This is a genomic window from Mycobacterium sp. 852013-50091_SCH5140682 (assembly GCF_001665685.1).
In the GTDB taxonomy this organism is placed as follows: Bacteria; Actinomycetota; Actinomycetes; order Mycobacteriales; family Mycobacteriaceae; genus Mycobacterium.
The window spans coordinates 148,722-163,708 of the sequence record NZ_LZTB01000130.1 but is presented as its reverse complement, the minus strand read 5'-3'; the positions used below and the strand labels follow the sequence as shown (position 1 = coordinate 163,708).

The following is a 14,987-nucleotide window of genomic DNA, read 5'->3' as shown; positions in this document are numbered from 1 at the left end:
CGTCCCGTTGTTCCCGCACGCGGTGTGGTCTGCTAGACCCGATCGTCTGGCGGAGAATCCTCCAGAGGGTGGCTGCTGCGACGCACGAGAGCCTCATCGAGTTCGCGGCGAGAAGAGATCCCTAGCTTGCTGTAGATCTTACGTAGATGCCACTCGACGGTGCGCGCGCTGAGGAACAGCTGCTCCCCGATCTCTGGATTGGTGCGTCGCTGGCGCGCGAGGTCAGCGATTTGTACTTCCTGCGGCGTCAGGTCTGCGCTGCCTGGTGCGGCTCGACGCTGCGCTTTCTCTCCGGTAGCTTGCAGCTCCCGTCGGGCCTGTTCGGCGAACGCGGCAGCGCCCATCGCAGCGAGATCCGCGTGCGCCAGTCGCAGCTGTTGGCGTGCGGTTGCCTTCTGGTCGGTCCCGCGAAGCCATCGGCCGTAGCCAAGGCGTGCGCGCGCCAGGTGAATCGCCATGCGCGTCTCGCTCAGGAGCTCGATGGCCTCCTGATAGCTCGCGGCGGCCTCTTCGCCGTCTGAAATGAGCGCGCGGGCGTGCGCGGCCTTGCCCCGCGCGAAAGCGGTGCCGCTGGCCGCGGCGTCTCGGGACAATTTTTCGGCCGCGGCGCAGGCGCATTCTGGCTGGTCATCGAGAACAGCTGCCTCGATCAATTCAGACAACGCCATCAGTGGAAAAGGCACGCAATCCGCGTCAGCGCTGGCTCGTTGTGCAGCCTCAACAGCAGCCGCATGGTCCCCCAGGCCGTTGAACAGCACCGATTTCGCGTAGTCGACGTAGCCGAGTAAGAAACCGTGACCCTGTGTTGTAGCCGCCTCGGTCAATGTTTGTATCGGTGCTTGAGCACCAGCTGCGTCACCACGCCACGCAGCCACTTGTAGTGCGATTCGCGGCGTGGTCGCGGCGGTGGTGGTGGGATCGATAAGGCCTGCTTCGAGCAGCAGTACCTCTGCCTGACTGAGATTTCCTGACTGGATGGCGAACTCAGCCGGACCGTCAACCGTGAAAGGGAGCCAGCTCAACATTCCGCGCTCTCGCGCGAGTTTCGCTTGGCCTGCGATCATCTGGTGCCACGCATCATCATCACCGAGATTTATCGCCATGACCCGGAACGAAAAACCTACGAAGTCCGGATCGGGTGAATCGTCGAGATGTTGACGTATCGCAGACTTGAGGAGTGGCGCCCCGGCCACATAGCCATCAGCGAGCCAGGTGGCGATGCCGCGGGTCAGCAGCTGCGTGGCGGTGGGCGCTGAGTCGATTGGTAAGGATTGCGCCGCGCGTGCGATGGCCAACCGCACCTCGCGGTCCCCGAGCCGTCCAGCCCAACCCGTGGCGATCATTGCCTGCAGGTAAGCAAGGCGTGCGAAGTCGACGTTGACTTCCCGAAGCAAGTTGGCTGCATGCAGGAGAAGCGCCGGCGCGTTGCCCGGCATTTGTGTGAAAGCTACTTGGGCTTTGAGCAATTCGACGACGGCTCGGTCGAGTTCGCCCAACGGCGCGTCTTCGGCTTGAGCGAGCAGCCGTGCCGCGGATTCAAGGTCGCCGGCGGCGAACTTGGCTTGTGCTGCAGCGAGCGCCCGCGATGAACGATCTGCAACATCCGGTGTCAACGTGACCGCGCGATCCCAGAACGCCGCGTTTGCCGCGTAGCCTCCTCTGCTTTGTGCGCGAGTCGCTGAATTGATCAGTTCCGTTGCTACCCGCTCGTCGGGACCGGCGGCGGCATAGGCGCGATGCCACGCCCGGCGATCGGCGTCCAACTCGGCGTCGCTCACCTCGGCCAGCACCTGGTGCGCGGCGCGACGTTGTTCACTGCTTGCGCCACGGTAGACCGCCGAGCGCATCAGCGGGTGTCGAAATCGCACCGACGATCCGACTGACAGCACTCCGTTTTCTATTGCTACGTCTATCGCGTCCACGCTTAAACCTTGGTGCACCGCTGCGCGCTGAATCATCCGCGCATCGCAGACGGGATCCGCAGCCGCAAGCAGTAGCAGCCGCTGGGTATCGTGCGGCAGGCTAGCGAGGCGCACGCGATATTCGTCCTCGATCAGGCCAGTCAGTGTGGGTCCGTCACTGGCCGCGAAACCGCCGGCGAATTCGGCGGTCATCATTCGCGCCCCCAGTTCCAATACGGCTAGTGGGTTGCCTCTCGTCTCGTCGAGAATCCGGGCTCGGATCGTCTCGCTGATCTGGAGACCGCCGACGGTTTCCAACAGGGCGCTCGCGCTCTGGTTGTCAACACCGTCAATCCGAAGTTCAGGGATGCCCATCAGATGATCCGGCTCCGATACCGGTGAGCGGGCGGCAAACACGAGACCGACGGGCTCGCCTCGAAGCCGCCGGCCGATGAACCCGAGCACCTGCGCCGACGCCTGGTCCAGCCAGTGGGCATCCTCGACGATGCACAGCAACGGCCCGAGTTCTGATGCTGCGCCGATGAGGCCGAGCGCCCCAAGCGCCACCAAGAATTTGTCAGGACTGTCGCCAGGCTCTAATCCCAGTGCGCTGCGCAGTGCCCGCTGCTGAGGGGCGGGCAGTAGATCGAGCCGCTCGAGGAGTGGCGCGCACAGTTCGTGTAGGCCGGCGAAAGGCAACTCCATCTCGGATTCGACGCCTGAGCAACGCATCGTCGAGATGCCAGATGCGGCTTCAGTCAGGTAGCGCAGCAACGCGGTTTTGCCGATCCCAGCTTCACCGCGAAGCACCAAGACGTCACTTTGGCCGACTTTGAGGTCGGCGATCAACGAATCCAACCTGGAGCACTCAGCGTGGCGACCAAGTAGATGCCCTGGTCCGTCGTGTCGAGCCATAGAACTGAACCCCTTCCAACCGGGCCGCCGCAGCTCTGATCTTGAATTCACCAGCGATACTAAGTCTGCTCTCAGTTCCTGGGACGGCGTCGCGGCCATGTCCTTGCAGTGTGGACGATTTCCGCACCGAACCCGGTTGGCCGTTCGCGCGGCGGTGTGTGAGCACGATGTCAGTTCTCGAAGGCCAGTGATTCATACGGGCGCGTCGCGGCGACCCGAGCGCCGACGATTCATGGACCGGAATCCGTAAGTAACGACGGGCAGAGACGAGGAGAGTTCCATGGCCAAGGTGCTATTCGTGGTGAGCGGTGCGAGCTACTGGACGCTGGCCGACGGCGTCCGCTATATGACCGGTTACTGGGCGGAAGAGTTCGCCGCACCCTACGGTGAACTGACCGGTGCGGGACATGAAATCGTGGTCGCGACCCCAGGCGGGGTGGCACCGCATGTCGACCTCGTCAGCCTGCGCCCAGAGATGGCCGGCGATCAGGAATTGGCGACGAAATTCGAAGAGATTCTGCGTGCGGCAGAAGAACTGCGCCGCCCGATACAACTTTCGGATGCCCGCGTCGACGACTATGACGCGGTCTACTATCCGGGCGGTCACGGACCGATGCAGGACCTCTACGACGACGCTGACTCCGGCCGGTTACTGATTTCGGCGCTGGCCTCGGGTAAGCCGCTGGCCATCGTGTGTCACGCGCCCGTGGCCCTGATGGCCACGCGACGCAAAGGCGTTTCCCCGTTCGCCGGCTATAAGGTCACGTGCTTCACCAACGAAGAAGAAGACGCCGTGGGGTTGCGCACCCGGGCCCGCTGGACAGCCGAGGACGAGGTCCGAAAGTTGGATGTCGACTTCAGCAAGGGGCCGATGTGGGCTCCGTACATCCTCACCGATCGCAACCTGTACACCGGTCAGAATCCTGCGTCGGCGGGTCCGCTGGCGCAGGCATTTGCCAAAGATCTGGGTTGAACAAGATGGAATACCTGGTCAGCATGACCACCCGTGTCCCTGACGCGACCACAGCAGAAGAGGTCGCACTGATGCGGGTCCGCGAGGCGGGGCGTGCGGCCGAGCTTTCCGAGCAGGGAGCCTTGCTGCGACTGTGGCGACCGCCGCTACAGCCCGGGGAATGGCGGACGGTGGGATTGTTCGCCGCCGTTGACGCTGATGTTCTGGAACAGGATCTGATCTCAATGCCGCTGCGCGCGTGGCGGACCGACGAAGTCACTGCCTTGGCGACGCACCCGAACGATCCCGGAGTGTCGCCTTCCGGTGACGGCATCGAGTTCCTCGTCGTGATGACTGTCACCGTGCCACCGGAGGTTCCCCACGCGGTAAGCGAGGTTACCTACGCCCAGGAGGCCGAGCGCGCTCGCTGGCTCGCTGCCGGCGGATATCTGACTCGGCTGTGGTCACTACCGCACGGCCAAACTCTAGGACTGTGGCAGGCCAGCGACGGGCAGCAATTGACCGCCATGCTCGATGAGTTACCCCTTCGCGACTGGATGAGCTATGAAACGACTCCCCTGTCAACGCATCCGAATGACCCTGGCCGACGACGATGACGGGACCGGTGGTCTGATGCGATTAGTCAGACATGCGCCGCCGTCGCGCCGTCAATCCGGTCGATTGCCGCTCGGCCGCGCGTGAACGCGCCGGATTACGTCGTCGTAGTGGGTGCGCTGGATCAGCCGCTGCGGCAAATGACCATCTCCGAGATCCCCAAAAGACCGATGGCCCGCACCGTTCGACGACATTGCGAATCGTAAAGCCGCGCTGGCGATACGAACTGAGTGCTGCACTGTAGAAACGCTCGCCAAACCACAACTCTCCGTGCGTGATTCAGCGACGGCGCGGTGTTCGGCGATCGGCGCAGCGAGGCTCCCGCCGTAAGCGACGCGGAAGCTCGGATCTCCGCCCTCCGCGGGGCCGTCGCAGTCTCCGAAGCTCAAACCGCGCAGGGTGCGCTGGAACCAGATCCGTCTGGCGACCGCGCGCAGTGCGTGAGTAGCGCGATGGGCGTCGTCAAAGACGGCACCCGCCTGTCGTGTGCCTCGGCATCGGAGAGGTCCTCGAACGCATGCACCAACTCCGCACGGTTCAAACTCGGCTTGTCCTCCAGCAGCTCTCGCTCGCTACCGGTGAACGGGCGCCCCGGGTTCAGTGCAGCAGTCAGGGCAGACTTCTCCAGCGGTTGGATTGGGTTCTGACGAAGAGGACGAAAAGTAGGAGCCGACGAGACACCCGTGGCCGAACGAGAATCCGGCGATGTGTGCAAGGGGATGCAGCCTGAGCGGCTCGCAACGGAACCCGATCCGACCTTCCGTGACCTTCCGCCACGATCAGCCAGTTTGGCCGGATATTGGCCGAGCTTCACGGCTAGAAACCAAAAACCCCAACTGATTGGGGTTTTTGTGGTGGTCCCGGCTGGGTTCGAACCAGCGACCTTCCGCGTGTGAGGCGGACGCTCTCCCACTGAGCTACGAGACCGGGGAACGACGTGGAACATTAGCACGGCTTCCCGGCGTAACCAGAATCGCCACCTCAGCGGGCCGGGTCAACCGTTGGCCAGACGTCCACGCGGTCGACGGGTCCCATTCATGACCGCACTCCGCTCCAGACCGCCACGTGAGTGAACTCACACCACTCCAGTCCATCGCGCAACACCGCCGATCGCAGCGTCGTCGGTGCCCGATGGCACCCGCAACGGGCGTCGCCGGACCGCGCCGACGCGCCACCTCCCCACAGGGACACCGGGATGGCCCACGGATTTTCGATTTCACCGGAGGGTCGCGACCTGTTCTGAAACACTGATTTTGGGTGCCCTTTCCCCTCCCGTAATGGGGATTTGTGTCTGCGCGCCTCCGTGCACTAATGTTCTGCATCGCGACGGGCGACGATCTCGCCCGTGGCGCGCGGATGTAGCGCAGTTGGTAGCGCATCACCTTGCCAAGGTGAGGGTCGCGGGTTCGAATCCCGTCATCCGCTCGAAGGTGCAGTGGCATCAACCCTAGCGGTGGAGTGGCCGAGTGGTGAGGCAACGGCCTGCAAAGCCGTGCACGCGGGTTCGATTCCCGTCTCCACCTCCAACAGTTTCAACCCGCGCGATTAGCTCAGCGGGAGAGCGCTTCCCTGACACGGAAGAGGTCACTGGTTCAATCCCAGTATCGCGCACCACAATTGGTACAGATGAGGCCCGGCAGTCGCCGGGCCTTCGTCGTTTCCGGGACCGTCGAATCCCTCTGGTGCCCAACAGGTTCGCGCCGCCCAGAAACGCCTGAGACAAGGTCCGCCGCACACGTGTGTGCGATCGGCGGAACGTTAGAGTCAATGTGTGCCAAGGATCACCGCCGCTTCCGTAGAGGAGCACCGCGAGCTGGTCCAACAGCGTGTCTTCGATGCGTTCGCCACGCTGATGGCCGACCACAGTTTCGACGCCATCACCATGGCCAAGCTTGCCGCCGCAGCCGGTATCGGGCGCACCGCGATTTATCACCACTTCGCGGACAAGGAGGCGGTGGTCGTCGCGTTCGCATCACATGAGACGAATCGCTACCTCGACGGACTGCGCGCCGCACTCACCGACGTCGAGGATCCGGCCGAGCGGCTGGCGGTGTTCATCCGGCATCAACTCGACGCCGGTCAGCAATTCCACATGGGATTCGGGCCGCAGCTCTACGGGGCACTGTCCACCGACACGATGCTGGCGATCCGTGAGCACGTCGTGGCCGTCGAAGACGTGCTGCGTGCCATCCTGGCCGACGGCGTGGCCGCGGGCCGGTTCGCCGTCGACGACGAGTCCGCGACCATCTCGCTGATCCACGCATGCCTGGCACCGCGGCATCTGCCGACCGGCGCGATCGAGAGCTTCATCCTGCGGGCGGTGGGCGCGCCGACGTAGACCCCCGTCCGAGGGCGTGCGATGCTAGTTTCCTGACACATTGTCGACATCATGTTGACAACCTGTCGCCAAAACCATGGAGCACAGCATGCCGCCGAGCACCACCGTCGCATCCGAGATCGACCGGTCACTGTCGGTCGCCATGCGGGAGGGCTCGCGGGCCGAACACGATGCGGCGGAGCACTCGTCGTTCATGGGCGAGCTGCTGAGCGGACGGGTCAACGCTCGGGGTTACGTCGACTACCTGCTGCGGTTACGGGCGGTATATCGCACCCTGGAAACCGTTGTGCGGGCCCGGCGGGACGATCCGTCGGTGGCCGCGGTGTACGACCCGGCATTGGAGCGGCTGGCGGCACTCGACGCCGATCTGGAGCACTGGGCGCCCGGCGGTCCGCGTGAGGTCGACTCCCCCGCCACGCGCGACTACTGCGCCCGGCTCGTCGACGCCGATTGGGGCGGCGCGGTGGTGGCCCACCACTACACCCGCTATCTCGGCGACCTGTCCGGCGGGCAGGCGATCGGCCGGATACTCGACCGCAGCTTCCACCTGGCCGGCGCAGGCCTGGCGTTCTACGCGTTCCCGATGCGCGCCAAGCCGTACAAGGACGCGTACCGCTCCCGCCTCGACGGGCTGGGACTCGACGACGTAGCCATCGGCCGCGTGGTCGACGAGGTCAAGGTGGCATTCGGCCTGAATCAGGCCCTGTTCGACGAGCTCACCGCCAACCTGGCCGACTACTGCCGCTAGGCGTTTCCCACCGATCGACCGGCAAACAGGCGCACCCGGAAAATTTCGAGTTAGCTTATGCTAACCAAACTCTACTGAGGAGATCGATGACCGCCCCGGTATGGATGGCGCTGCCGCCCGAAGTGCACTCGACGCTGATCAGCAGTGGGCCCGGAGCCGGACCGCTGCTGGCAGCAGCAGCCGCGTGGAATGCGTTGAGTACCGAGTACGCCTCGGCCGCAGCCGAACTCACGACCGTGGTGGGCACGGTGCAGGCGGGGGCATGGCAGGGCCCGAGCGCCGAACGGTACGCCGCCGCACACGCGCCCTACGCGGCCTGGCTGAGCCAGACGAGCGCGAACACCGCCACGGTTGCCCATCAGGTCGAAAGCGCCGCCGCGGCGTACAGCGCGGCGCTGGCGGCCATTCCGACGATGGCCGAGTTGGCGGCGAACCACGCGACGCACGGCGCGTTGGTGGCGACGAACTTCTTCGGCGTCAACACCATTCCCATCGCCCTCAACGAGGCCGACTACATCCGGATGTGGATCCAAGCCGCCACTGCCATGACGGCGTATCAGGCCGGCGCGGAAACCGCCGTCGCGGCGGCACCGTCGACCACCGAGGCGCCGGTGCTGCTCGCTCCCCCGGTCGCCCGCGCGTCGGCGAGGGCGCTGCAGTTCGACGACCCCATCGAAGAGTGGCTGTCTGGCTCCGAGCACTTCCTGAGCATGTACCGCGCGCTCAAGCAATTGGTCACCGATCCGGTCGGCACGATTTACCAGATCATCGTCGACTTCGCGACCAGCCCGTCGACCGCGATCACCACCTGGATGCCGCTGCTCTACGTCTTCGCCTACGCGGCCACGTTCGCCCTCATGGGCACCCCGCTGTACGCCGCGATCATGGGTTCGGCTGCCTCGGTGGCGGTCCCGATCGCACTCGGCCTGTCCGGCCTCGTGCAGGCCTCCGAGGCACCGGCCGAGGAACCCGCCGCCGTCGTGGCCCACCAGCCGGCCGACCAGCCGCATGCCGTTGCGCTCACAGCGCCGTCGTCGACGGCTGTGGGCAGTGCCCCGAGTTCCAGCACCGCCCCGGCCGGGGGTACGCCGGCCGAGGCCTCGTCACCGGCCACGCCCACCGGCAGCGAAGGCATCGGATACGCCGTCCGTGGCGACGGCCCCGGGTGGCGCTTCGGGCCGTCCATGCGGCACGGCGCGGTGACCCCGGCCGAAGCGCCGCTGGGCAGCTCCGCTGCCGCGTTGGCGGGCGTAGCCGCGGCCACCCGTGCGCGAAGCCGGAATCGCAAGCGGCGCAACGCAGGAGCCCAGGACCGCGGCTACCGTCACGAGTTCATGACGATGGACGGCGCGACACCGACACCGCCCGGGGCGGCAACCACCACGATGTCCCACGCCGGCGCCGGGCCGATCGGTTTCGCAGGTACGAATGCCAAATCGACAGCTGGCGCACCGGCCGGGTTGACCAGCAGGTCCGACGAAAACCTGGGCAGCCCAACGGTTCCCATGATGCCCGGAAGCTGGGACGCTGCGCCCGGCGAGACCGAGGGGCGCCAGCTACCGAGCTAACCCGCCAGTTCCCGCAACACCGAATCGGTTGTGTCCCAGTCCATGCATTTGTCGGTGACCGACTGCCCGTAGGTCAACGGACGGGCCTCGGGTGCTTGGGCGCCCGCGACGATGAAGCTCTCCAGCATCACACCGCTGACCGGCAGACCGTCGCGCACCAGTTGCGCCACCTCGCCGGCGACAACCGCCTGCCGCACATGATCCTTGCCGGAATTGGCGTGGCTGCAATCGATCACGATGCGGCCAGGCAGCCCGGCCGCGGTGAGCTTGGCTGCCGCGGCGGTCACGGAGTCGGCGCCGTAATTGGGTCCGTCGGTGCCACCGCGCAAGATCACATGGCAGTCCTCATTGCCTTCGGTGCTGACCACCGCACCGCGCCCCATGTCGTCCATCCCGAAGAAGACATGTTCGGCCGCAGCGGCTTTCACGCCCTCGACGGCAACCTGGACGTTGCCGTCGGTTCCGTTCTTGAACCCGACCGGCATCGACAGCCCGGACGCCAGCTGGCGGTGCACCTGGGATTCGGTGGTACGGGCGCCGATCGCACCCCAGGCCACCGCGTCGGCGATGTACTGCGGGCTGGTGGGCTCGAGGAATTCGCATCCGACGGGCAGCCCGATGTCGATGACGTCGAGCAGCAGCTTGCGCGCTACCCGCAGGCCGCGGGCCACGTCGAAGGTGCCGTCCATGTCCGGATCGTTGATCAGGCCCTTCCAGCCGACCGTCGTACGCGGCTTCTCGAAGTAGACGCGCATGACGATCTTGAGCCGGTCACCGAGTTCGTCGGCCACCCGGACCAGCCGACTCGCGTAATCGAGCGCAGCTGCCGGATCGTGCACCGAGCACGGGCCCACCACGACCAGCAGCCGGTCATCGCGGCCGGCCAGGATCTCGGCGATCTCGTCGCGGTCGCGGGCCACCTTCTCGGCCCGCCGGGCACCCAGCGGGAACTCGGTGAGCACGTCGTGTGGGCTGGGTATCGCGCTGAAACTTCGGATCCGCCGGTCCGATGTGGCGGGCGGCGTGACGATCTGCGCGAAAGTCATTGTTGGGGTGCCTTCCTGGTGGTGGGCACCTGCAAAAACATCCGGCGCCCTTGAATGACGAAAGGCAGCAACCTGATGGTCACTGCCTGGGCTCCGGGTGGATGCGTGCTTAACGCTGCGCTTTATCGGCTCCGCCCGGAGCCTCGATAAAGCGCCAATAGCCGACGCATACACCGATGTTCACGTCGGCCAGGCTACACGACCACCCGAACCCGTCGCCAATCACGTCATACGTAGCGATCACGCCCAGCCAGCGCTCCGGCGACCATCTGCACCGAATAGACCACCAGCACCATGATCCACGGCACCGTCCAGCCGGCGGTCACCTCGTGCAACAGGCCGAACAGGAACGGCCCCGTCGAGGCGATCAGGTAGCCCAGGCCCTGCACCATGCCGGACAGCCGAGCGGTGTCCTCGGCATTGCGGGCGCGCAGCGCAATCACGGTGAGCCCCAACGAGAACACACTCATGCCGATGCCGACGAGGAAGCTCCACAGGAGAGGTGAGAACGCCGGAGCGACCAGCAGCCCGGCCATGCCGATGAATCCGAGAACGCCGAGTCCGACGATCCATCCGCTCTGGTTCTTCTGGCGCGCGGCCAGCGGCGGGATGATCAGGCTGATCGGCACGGCCAGCACCGACACGAGACCCAGCAGCAGGCCGGCGTCGCTCTTGCTGACCCCGTTGTCGATGAACACCTCGGGCAGCCAGCCCATCACGATGTAGGCCAGAAACGCCTGGCAGCCGAAGAACAGGGTCACCGTCCAGGCCAGTGGGCTGCGTAGCAGGGATCGGCTGCGCCCCTCACCGGCCGGGGCGGTCGCGCGTGCACCGCGGATGGCGCGCGAGGCCGGCACCCAGAGCAAGAGCGCGAGCACGGCCAGCAGCACCCAGCTGCCGACGGCCGGGCGCCACCCGCCTAGCAGCGGCTCCAGTGGCGGGGTGATCGCGGAGCCCAGCGCACCGCCACCCTGCAGGGCTGCGGTGTAGACGCCGGTCATCAGGCCGATCTGAGCGGGGAAAGAACCTTTGATGACGACCGGTATGAGCACGTTGACCAGGGCGATTCCGGCGCTGGCGACCAGGGTGCCGCCGATCACGACGTACTGGCCGTCGAGCACGCGGATCACAAGGCCGACGCTGAGGACGACAAGCGCCAGCGAGATCGCGTTGCCCAGCCCGACGCGGCGGGCCAGCCAGGGCGCGGCCATGCCTGCGGCGGCGAAGCACAGCACCGGCAGCGTGGTCAGGGCGCCGGCCCAGATGGCCGAGGCGCCCAGTGCTGCACGCATCTCACCCAGCAACGGGCCGACGCTGGTGATCGCCGGCCGCAGGTTCAACGCGGTGAGGACCACGGCGACGACCAGCAGGGCCCCGCCTGCGGCCATCGCGGCAGGGCGAAGTTCCACCGTGCCGTCGAGTTCGAGTTCGAGATCGTGCTCATAGGTATGTGGCGGATTGCTCTGTACGTTCTGAGTCACTCGGCTATGATGACATACATCCCATGATTGGATGAAAGGATTTTCCCGTGCCGCTTGTCACAACCCGGCGCACCGGGCTGGTTGACCAGGTGATCGAGCAGCTGCGCGCGTCGGTCAGCTCGGGAGAATGGCCGGTCAACGCGAAGATCCCGACCGAACCCGAGCTTGTCGAGGCGTTGGGCGTCGGCCGCAACACCGTGCGTGAAGCGATTCGGGCCTTGGCCCACAGCGGCATCTTCGAGGTCCGCCAGGGCGACGGCACCTATGTGCGCGCCACCAGCGAGGTATCCGGCGCGCTGCGCAGGCTGTGCGGATCCGAGTTGCGGGAGGTGCTGCAGGTCCGGCGTTGCCTGGAGGTCGAAGGAGCCAGGCTGGCCGCCAGGGCCCGCACCGAGCAGGACCTGGCCGAGCTGCGCGCCCTCCTGGGCGGGCGCGATGGCGCGTCCGACGACGATTTCGCCCGCGTGGATACCGAATTCCATCTCGCCGTGGTACGCGCGTCCCACAACACCGTGCTGATCGAGCTCTACCGCGGGCTCACCGAGGCCATCCTGGCCAGCGTCGCCGCCACGAGTCGCACGCCGCACGCCCGCTCCATACCGCACGACGGGCTGGTCGAGGCCATCGCCGCGGGTGAGGTCGACCGTGCGGGCGAGGAGGCCAGCGGTTTCCTCGATGAGCTGCTGGCACAGGTGCCGGTTCAGGACTGCTGAGCAGCCCGCGCATCGGTCAGAAGGGCGCCTCGTCGGCAGGCGAATGAATGATCGGCAACCGCAACAGCAATCGCGCGCCGCCGATCGGGCTGGCCTCCAAAGAGGCTGTGCCACCGTGCAATTCGGCCTGCTGAGCAACGAGCGCCAGTCCCAGCCCCGAGCCGGAGCGCGATGCCGTCGTCCCGCGCGCGAAACGCCCGAACACCTCGGTCCGTTCCGCCTCGGGTACGCCGGATCCGTTGTCGTCGACCACGATCTGCACGTCGTCTGCGGAACGCACTGCGCTGAGCCGGATTTCCGTGGCCCCACCGTGTTTGACGGCGTTGGCGATCGCGTTGTCGATCACCAGCCGCAGGCCCGCGGGCATGCCTTGGATCAGCACGGTCGGTGACGGCATCAGGGTCGCCCGGAGCCCCGGATAGACCCGCAGAGCGTCATGCGCAGCGCGGTCCAGCAGCTCGGTGACATCCACGGGCACGAAGTCCTCGACCGTGGTCAGCTCGCCTTGCGCCAACCGTTCCAGCGCCGTGAGAGTGGCCTCGATACGGCTCTGCGTGCGCATCACGTCGCCGATCACCTCGTGGCGCTGCTCATCGGTCATATCCAGCGTGTAGAGGACTTCGAGGTTGGTCCGCATGGCGGTGAGCGGGGTCCGCAGTTCATGCGATGCGACGGCGGCGAAGTCGCGGGCCGATTCCAGCGCGGCCTTCGTGCGTTCCTGTTCGTTGCCGATGCGATCGAGCATGCCCTCCACGGCCTCGGCGATCTCGACGGCTTCGCGCACGCCACGCACCTGAACCTCATCGGGCTTCGACTGGGCGTTGATGGCACGCGCCTGCTGAGCGAGCAGCCGGAACGGCGTGATCATCACCAGCGAGATCATCCAGCCGACCACGACGGTGCCCCCGATGACGCCGGCACAGATCAGGATCACCCGTAGGTGCAATTCGTCGATGCGGCGCTGAGTTTCGGCCAGCGGAGCCCCCAGGGCGATAGACGCCGGACCTGCGGTGAAGGTGCGGACGCGGTACTCGACCCCGTCGATGGTGGTGTTGGCGTAGCCATTCTCCAACTGCGGCAACACGATATTGCTGGGCACCGAGACGGTGACCCCGCCGATATGCGCGGTGCGCACCAGTGCCCCGCCGTTGGGCGCGGACGTGTCATCCCCGACCTGCCGGGGACTGTTCAGCAGCGAGCTCAGGTCACCCAGGCTGCTCAGCGAGTCCAGGCGGCGGTCGAGCTGGCTGTACTGGTCGTTGGTCACGCCGAGCCATACCCAGGTGCCTAGGGTGAGGACGAGGATCACGACGGAAAGCGCCGCGACGATCACGATGCTGCGCAGCGACAACACTCGCATCACCGGCCGAAGGATCGGCCGGAGCAGCTGGATCACGCGGTCTTCGAAGTTCATCGGCGCTTATCTTGCCCGATCACCGGCTCGCTTCACCTATCCACCGATGCGCGCGGTGCGTCAACCCGGGGTTGACGCTAGTCAATCGTCAACCTAAAGTTGACGCCATGAGCGAGCCCGTCAAGATCACCAACCCCGTCCGCCTCGACGACCTCATTCACGCCATCAAGCAGGCGCATTCCGAACCCCTCGAACAACTCACCGACGCCGTGATCGCCGCAGACGCGCTCGGCGAGATCTCCGATCACCTCATCGGCCACTTCGTCGACCAAGCCCGCCGCTCCGGAGCCTCCTGGACCGACATCGGCAAGTGCATGGGCGTCACCAAGCAGGCCGCCCAGAAACGCTTCGTGCCCAAAGTGCCCGACTTCGATCCGGCCGCACTGGACCCCAACGCCGGGTTCGGGCGGTTCACCCCGCGCGCCCGCAACGTCGTCGTCGCCTCGCAGAACGCCGCCCACGGGGCAGGCAACGCCGAGATCACCGCCGACCATCTGCTGCTCGCATTGTTCAGCGAGCCCGACGGGCTGGCCGCCAAACTGCTCTCCGGCCAGGGCGTCGACGCAGATGCCGTCCGCAACGTCGTCACCCTGCCGCCACGGACCCCCGAGGTACCCGCCCTCATCCCCTTCAACTCCACCGCCAAGAAAGCCCTCGAGCTGACCTTCCGGCAGGCACTTCGGTTGGGCCACAACTACATCGGCACCGAACACATCCTGTTGGCGTTGTTCGAGGCAGAGCCCGACGACGGCGCGCTGCACCGGCTGGGCGTTGACCCACATCGGTTGGAAACCGATCTGGCCACGGCATTGGAGCCGTTCATCAAGAAGAACGGGAATGAATGAGCCCGCCCAGCCGTAGCACTGGGCGTGAAGCTCAACGATGCCGCACGTGAACTCATCGGATCCGGCGCCGATGCCACCCTCGTCACGCTCAACCCGGACGGCAGCCCGCAGGTCACGCTGGTGTGGGTGGCGCTGCAGTCCACGCCCGACGGCGACGAGCTGGTGACCGCGCACCTCGCCGAGCACAAGAAGGTACGCAACGTCCGGCGTGATCCGCGGGTCGCGGTGACGATCGTCGACCCCGGACATGTCGGTCAAGTGATGCGCCCGTACCTGGCGATCACCGGCACCGCCCGCATCGTCGAGGGCGGCGCGCCGGAACTGCTCGCAAAACTGGCGCAGACTCTGGCCTCCCCGGATGCCGCGTTCCCACCGCCGGACGCCCCGGCCGGCTGGCTCACGCGGATCCGCATCGACAAGGTCGGCGGCGTCGGCCCCTGGGTGCCCTGAC

12 protein-coding genes and 4 tRNA genes are annotated in these 14,987 nt (G+C 66.1%); 11 read left to right on the top strand and 5 right to left on the bottom strand.

The window, feature by feature from the left end; translation table 11 throughout:
- Positions 1 to 32: 32 nt before the first annotated feature.
- Positions 33 to 2,816 (bottom strand): ATP-binding protein, encoded by a 2,784-nt coding sequence (locus A5784_RS35365; RefSeq protein ID WP_064949507.1) that lies wholly within the window; start codon positions 2,814 to 2,816, stop codon positions 33 to 35.
- Between the two features lie 280 nt (positions 2,817 to 3,096).
- On the opposite strand from A5784_RS35365, the gene A5784_RS35360 reads away from it, so the two are divergent.
- Together A5784_RS35360 and A5784_RS35355 are read left to right on the top strand one after the other, a co-directional pair.
- Positions 3,097 to 3,789 (top strand): type 1 glutamine amidotransferase domain-containing protein, encoded by a 693-nt coding sequence (locus A5784_RS35360; RefSeq protein WP_064949506.1) that lies wholly within the window; start codon positions 3,097 to 3,099, stop codon positions 3,787 to 3,789.
- 5 nt (positions 3,790 to 3,794) lie between these two features.
- Positions 3,795 to 4,385, top strand: a complete 591-nt coding sequence (locus tag A5784_RS35355; RefSeq protein ID WP_064949505.1) for a muconolactone Delta-isomerase family protein — start codon at positions 3,795 to 3,797, stop codon at positions 4,383 to 4,385.
- Between the two features lie 850 nt (positions 4,386 to 5,235).
- Here A5784_RS35355 and A5784_RS35350 read toward each other — a convergent pair.
- Positions 5,236 to 5,310: transfer RNA gene (locus A5784_RS35350), tRNA-Val, on the bottom strand.
- Positions 5,311 to 5,735: 425 nt separating this feature from the next.
- Between A5784_RS35350 and A5784_RS35345 the strand changes: the two genes are divergently transcribed.
- The 6 genes from A5784_RS35345 (at position 5,736) to A5784_RS35320 (ending at position 9,037) form a co-directional block, all read left to right on the top strand.
- Positions 5,736 to 5,808: transfer RNA gene (locus A5784_RS35345), tRNA-Gly, on the top strand.
- A 27-nt stretch (positions 5,809 to 5,835) separates the two neighbouring features.
- Positions 5,836 to 5,909, top strand: a tRNA-Cys gene (locus A5784_RS35340).
- Positions 5,910 to 5,922: 13 nt separating this feature from the next.
- Positions 5,923 to 5,997 (top strand) — tRNA-Val (locus A5784_RS35335).
- Between the two features lie 157 nt (positions 5,998 to 6,154).
- On the top strand, positions 6,155 to 6,721 hold the full coding sequence (locus tag A5784_RS35330) for a TetR/AcrR family transcriptional regulator (RefSeq protein ID WP_064949504.1): 567 nt from the start codon (positions 6,155 to 6,157) through the stop codon (positions 6,719 to 6,721).
- An 88-nt stretch (positions 6,722 to 6,809) separates the two neighbouring features.
- The gene (locus A5784_RS35325) at positions 6,810 to 7,469 is read left to right on the top strand and encodes a biliverdin-producing heme oxygenase (RefSeq protein ID WP_064949559.1); all 660 of its coding nucleotides are present in this window, start codon (positions 6,810 to 6,812) and stop codon (positions 7,467 to 7,469) included.
- 86 nt (positions 7,470 to 7,555) lie between these two features.
- Complete coding sequence (locus tag A5784_RS35320) at positions 7,556 to 9,037, top strand: PPE family protein (RefSeq protein ID WP_064949503.1); 1,482 nt, start codon at positions 7,556 to 7,558, stop codon at positions 9,035 to 9,037.
- On the opposite strand, the gene A5784_RS35315 is transcribed toward A5784_RS35320, so the two are convergent.
- Together A5784_RS35315 and A5784_RS35310 are read right to left on the bottom strand one after the other, a co-directional pair.
- Positions 9,034 to 10,083, bottom strand: a complete 1,050-nt coding sequence (locus tag A5784_RS35315) for a 3-deoxy-7-phosphoheptulonate synthase (RefSeq protein ID WP_064949502.1) — start codon at positions 10,081 to 10,083, stop codon at positions 9,034 to 9,036. The two genes, A5784_RS35320 and A5784_RS35315, sit on opposite strands and share 4 nt — an antisense overlap.
- A gap of 227 nt (positions 10,084 to 10,310) precedes the next feature.
- Positions 10,311 to 11,564: a CynX/NimT family MFS transporter gene (locus A5784_RS35310; RefSeq protein ID WP_064949501.1), complete on the bottom strand. Its 1,254-nt coding sequence runs from the start codon at positions 11,562 to 11,564 to the stop codon at positions 10,311 to 10,313.
- Positions 11,565 to 11,611: 47 nt separating this feature from the next.
- On the opposite strand from A5784_RS35310, the gene A5784_RS35305 reads away from it, so the two are divergent.
- The gene (locus A5784_RS35305; protein ID WP_064949500.1) at positions 11,612 to 12,277 is read left to right on the top strand and encodes a FadR/GntR family transcriptional regulator; all 666 of its coding nucleotides are present in this window, start codon (positions 11,612 to 11,614) and stop codon (positions 12,275 to 12,277) included.
- Positions 12,278 to 12,293: 16 nt separating this feature from the next.
- Here A5784_RS35305 and A5784_RS35300 read toward each other — a convergent pair whose 3' ends face one another.
- Positions 12,294 to 13,637 carry a sensor histidine kinase gene (locus A5784_RS35300; RefSeq protein WP_064949558.1) on the bottom strand — a complete coding sequence of 448 codons (1,344 nt, stop codon included), beginning with the start codon at positions 13,635 to 13,637 and terminating at the stop codon, positions 12,294 to 12,296.
- Between the two features lie 161 nt (positions 13,638 to 13,798).
- Here A5784_RS35300 and A5784_RS35295 point away from each other — a divergent pair, with 161 nt between their 5' ends.
- A complete protein-coding gene (locus A5784_RS35295) occupies positions 13,799 to 14,536 on the top strand; it encodes a Clp protease N-terminal domain-containing protein (RefSeq protein WP_064949499.1) in 738 nt (245 codons plus the stop codon).
- 24 nt (positions 14,537 to 14,560) lie between these two features.
- On the top strand, positions 14,561 to 14,986 hold the full coding sequence (locus A5784_RS35290; protein ID WP_064949498.1) for a PPOX class F420-dependent oxidoreductase: 426 nt from the start codon (positions 14,561 to 14,563) through the stop codon (positions 14,984 to 14,986).
- Position 14,987: the final 1 nt, after the last annotated feature.

What these genes read in the sequence shown, in the direction of transcription:
- A5784_RS35365 (WP_064949507.1), bottom strand. Translation starts at nt 2,816, where the DNA reads ATGGCTCGACACGACGGACCAGGGCATCTACTTGGTCGCCACGCTGAG.
- A5784_RS35360 (WP_064949506.1), top strand. Translation starts at nt 3,097, where the DNA reads ATGGCCAAGGTGCTATTCGTGGTGAGCGGTGCGAGCTACTGGACGCTG.
- A5784_RS35355 (WP_064949505.1), top strand. Translation starts at nt 3,795, where the DNA reads ATGGAATACCTGGTCAGCATGACCACCCGTGTCCCTGACGCGACCACA.
- A5784_RS35325 (WP_064949559.1), top strand. Translation starts at nt 6,810, where the DNA reads ATGCCGCCGAGCACCACCGTCGCATCCGAGATCGACCGGTCACTGTCG.
- A5784_RS35320 (WP_064949503.1), top strand. Translation starts at nt 7,556, where the DNA reads ATGACCGCCCCGGTATGGATGGCGCTGCCGCCCGAAGTGCACTCGACG.
- A5784_RS35315 (WP_064949502.1), bottom strand. Translation starts at nt 10,083, where the DNA reads ATGACTTTCGCGCAGATCGTCACGCCGCCCGCCACATCGGACCGGCGG.
- A5784_RS35300 (WP_064949558.1), bottom strand. Translation starts at nt 13,637, where the DNA reads ATGCGAGTGTTGTCGCTGCGCAGCATCGTGATCGTCGCGGCGCTTTCC.
- A5784_RS35295 (WP_064949499.1), top strand. Translation starts at nt 13,799, where the DNA reads ATGAGCGAGCCCGTCAAGATCACCAACCCCGTCCGCCTCGACGACCTC.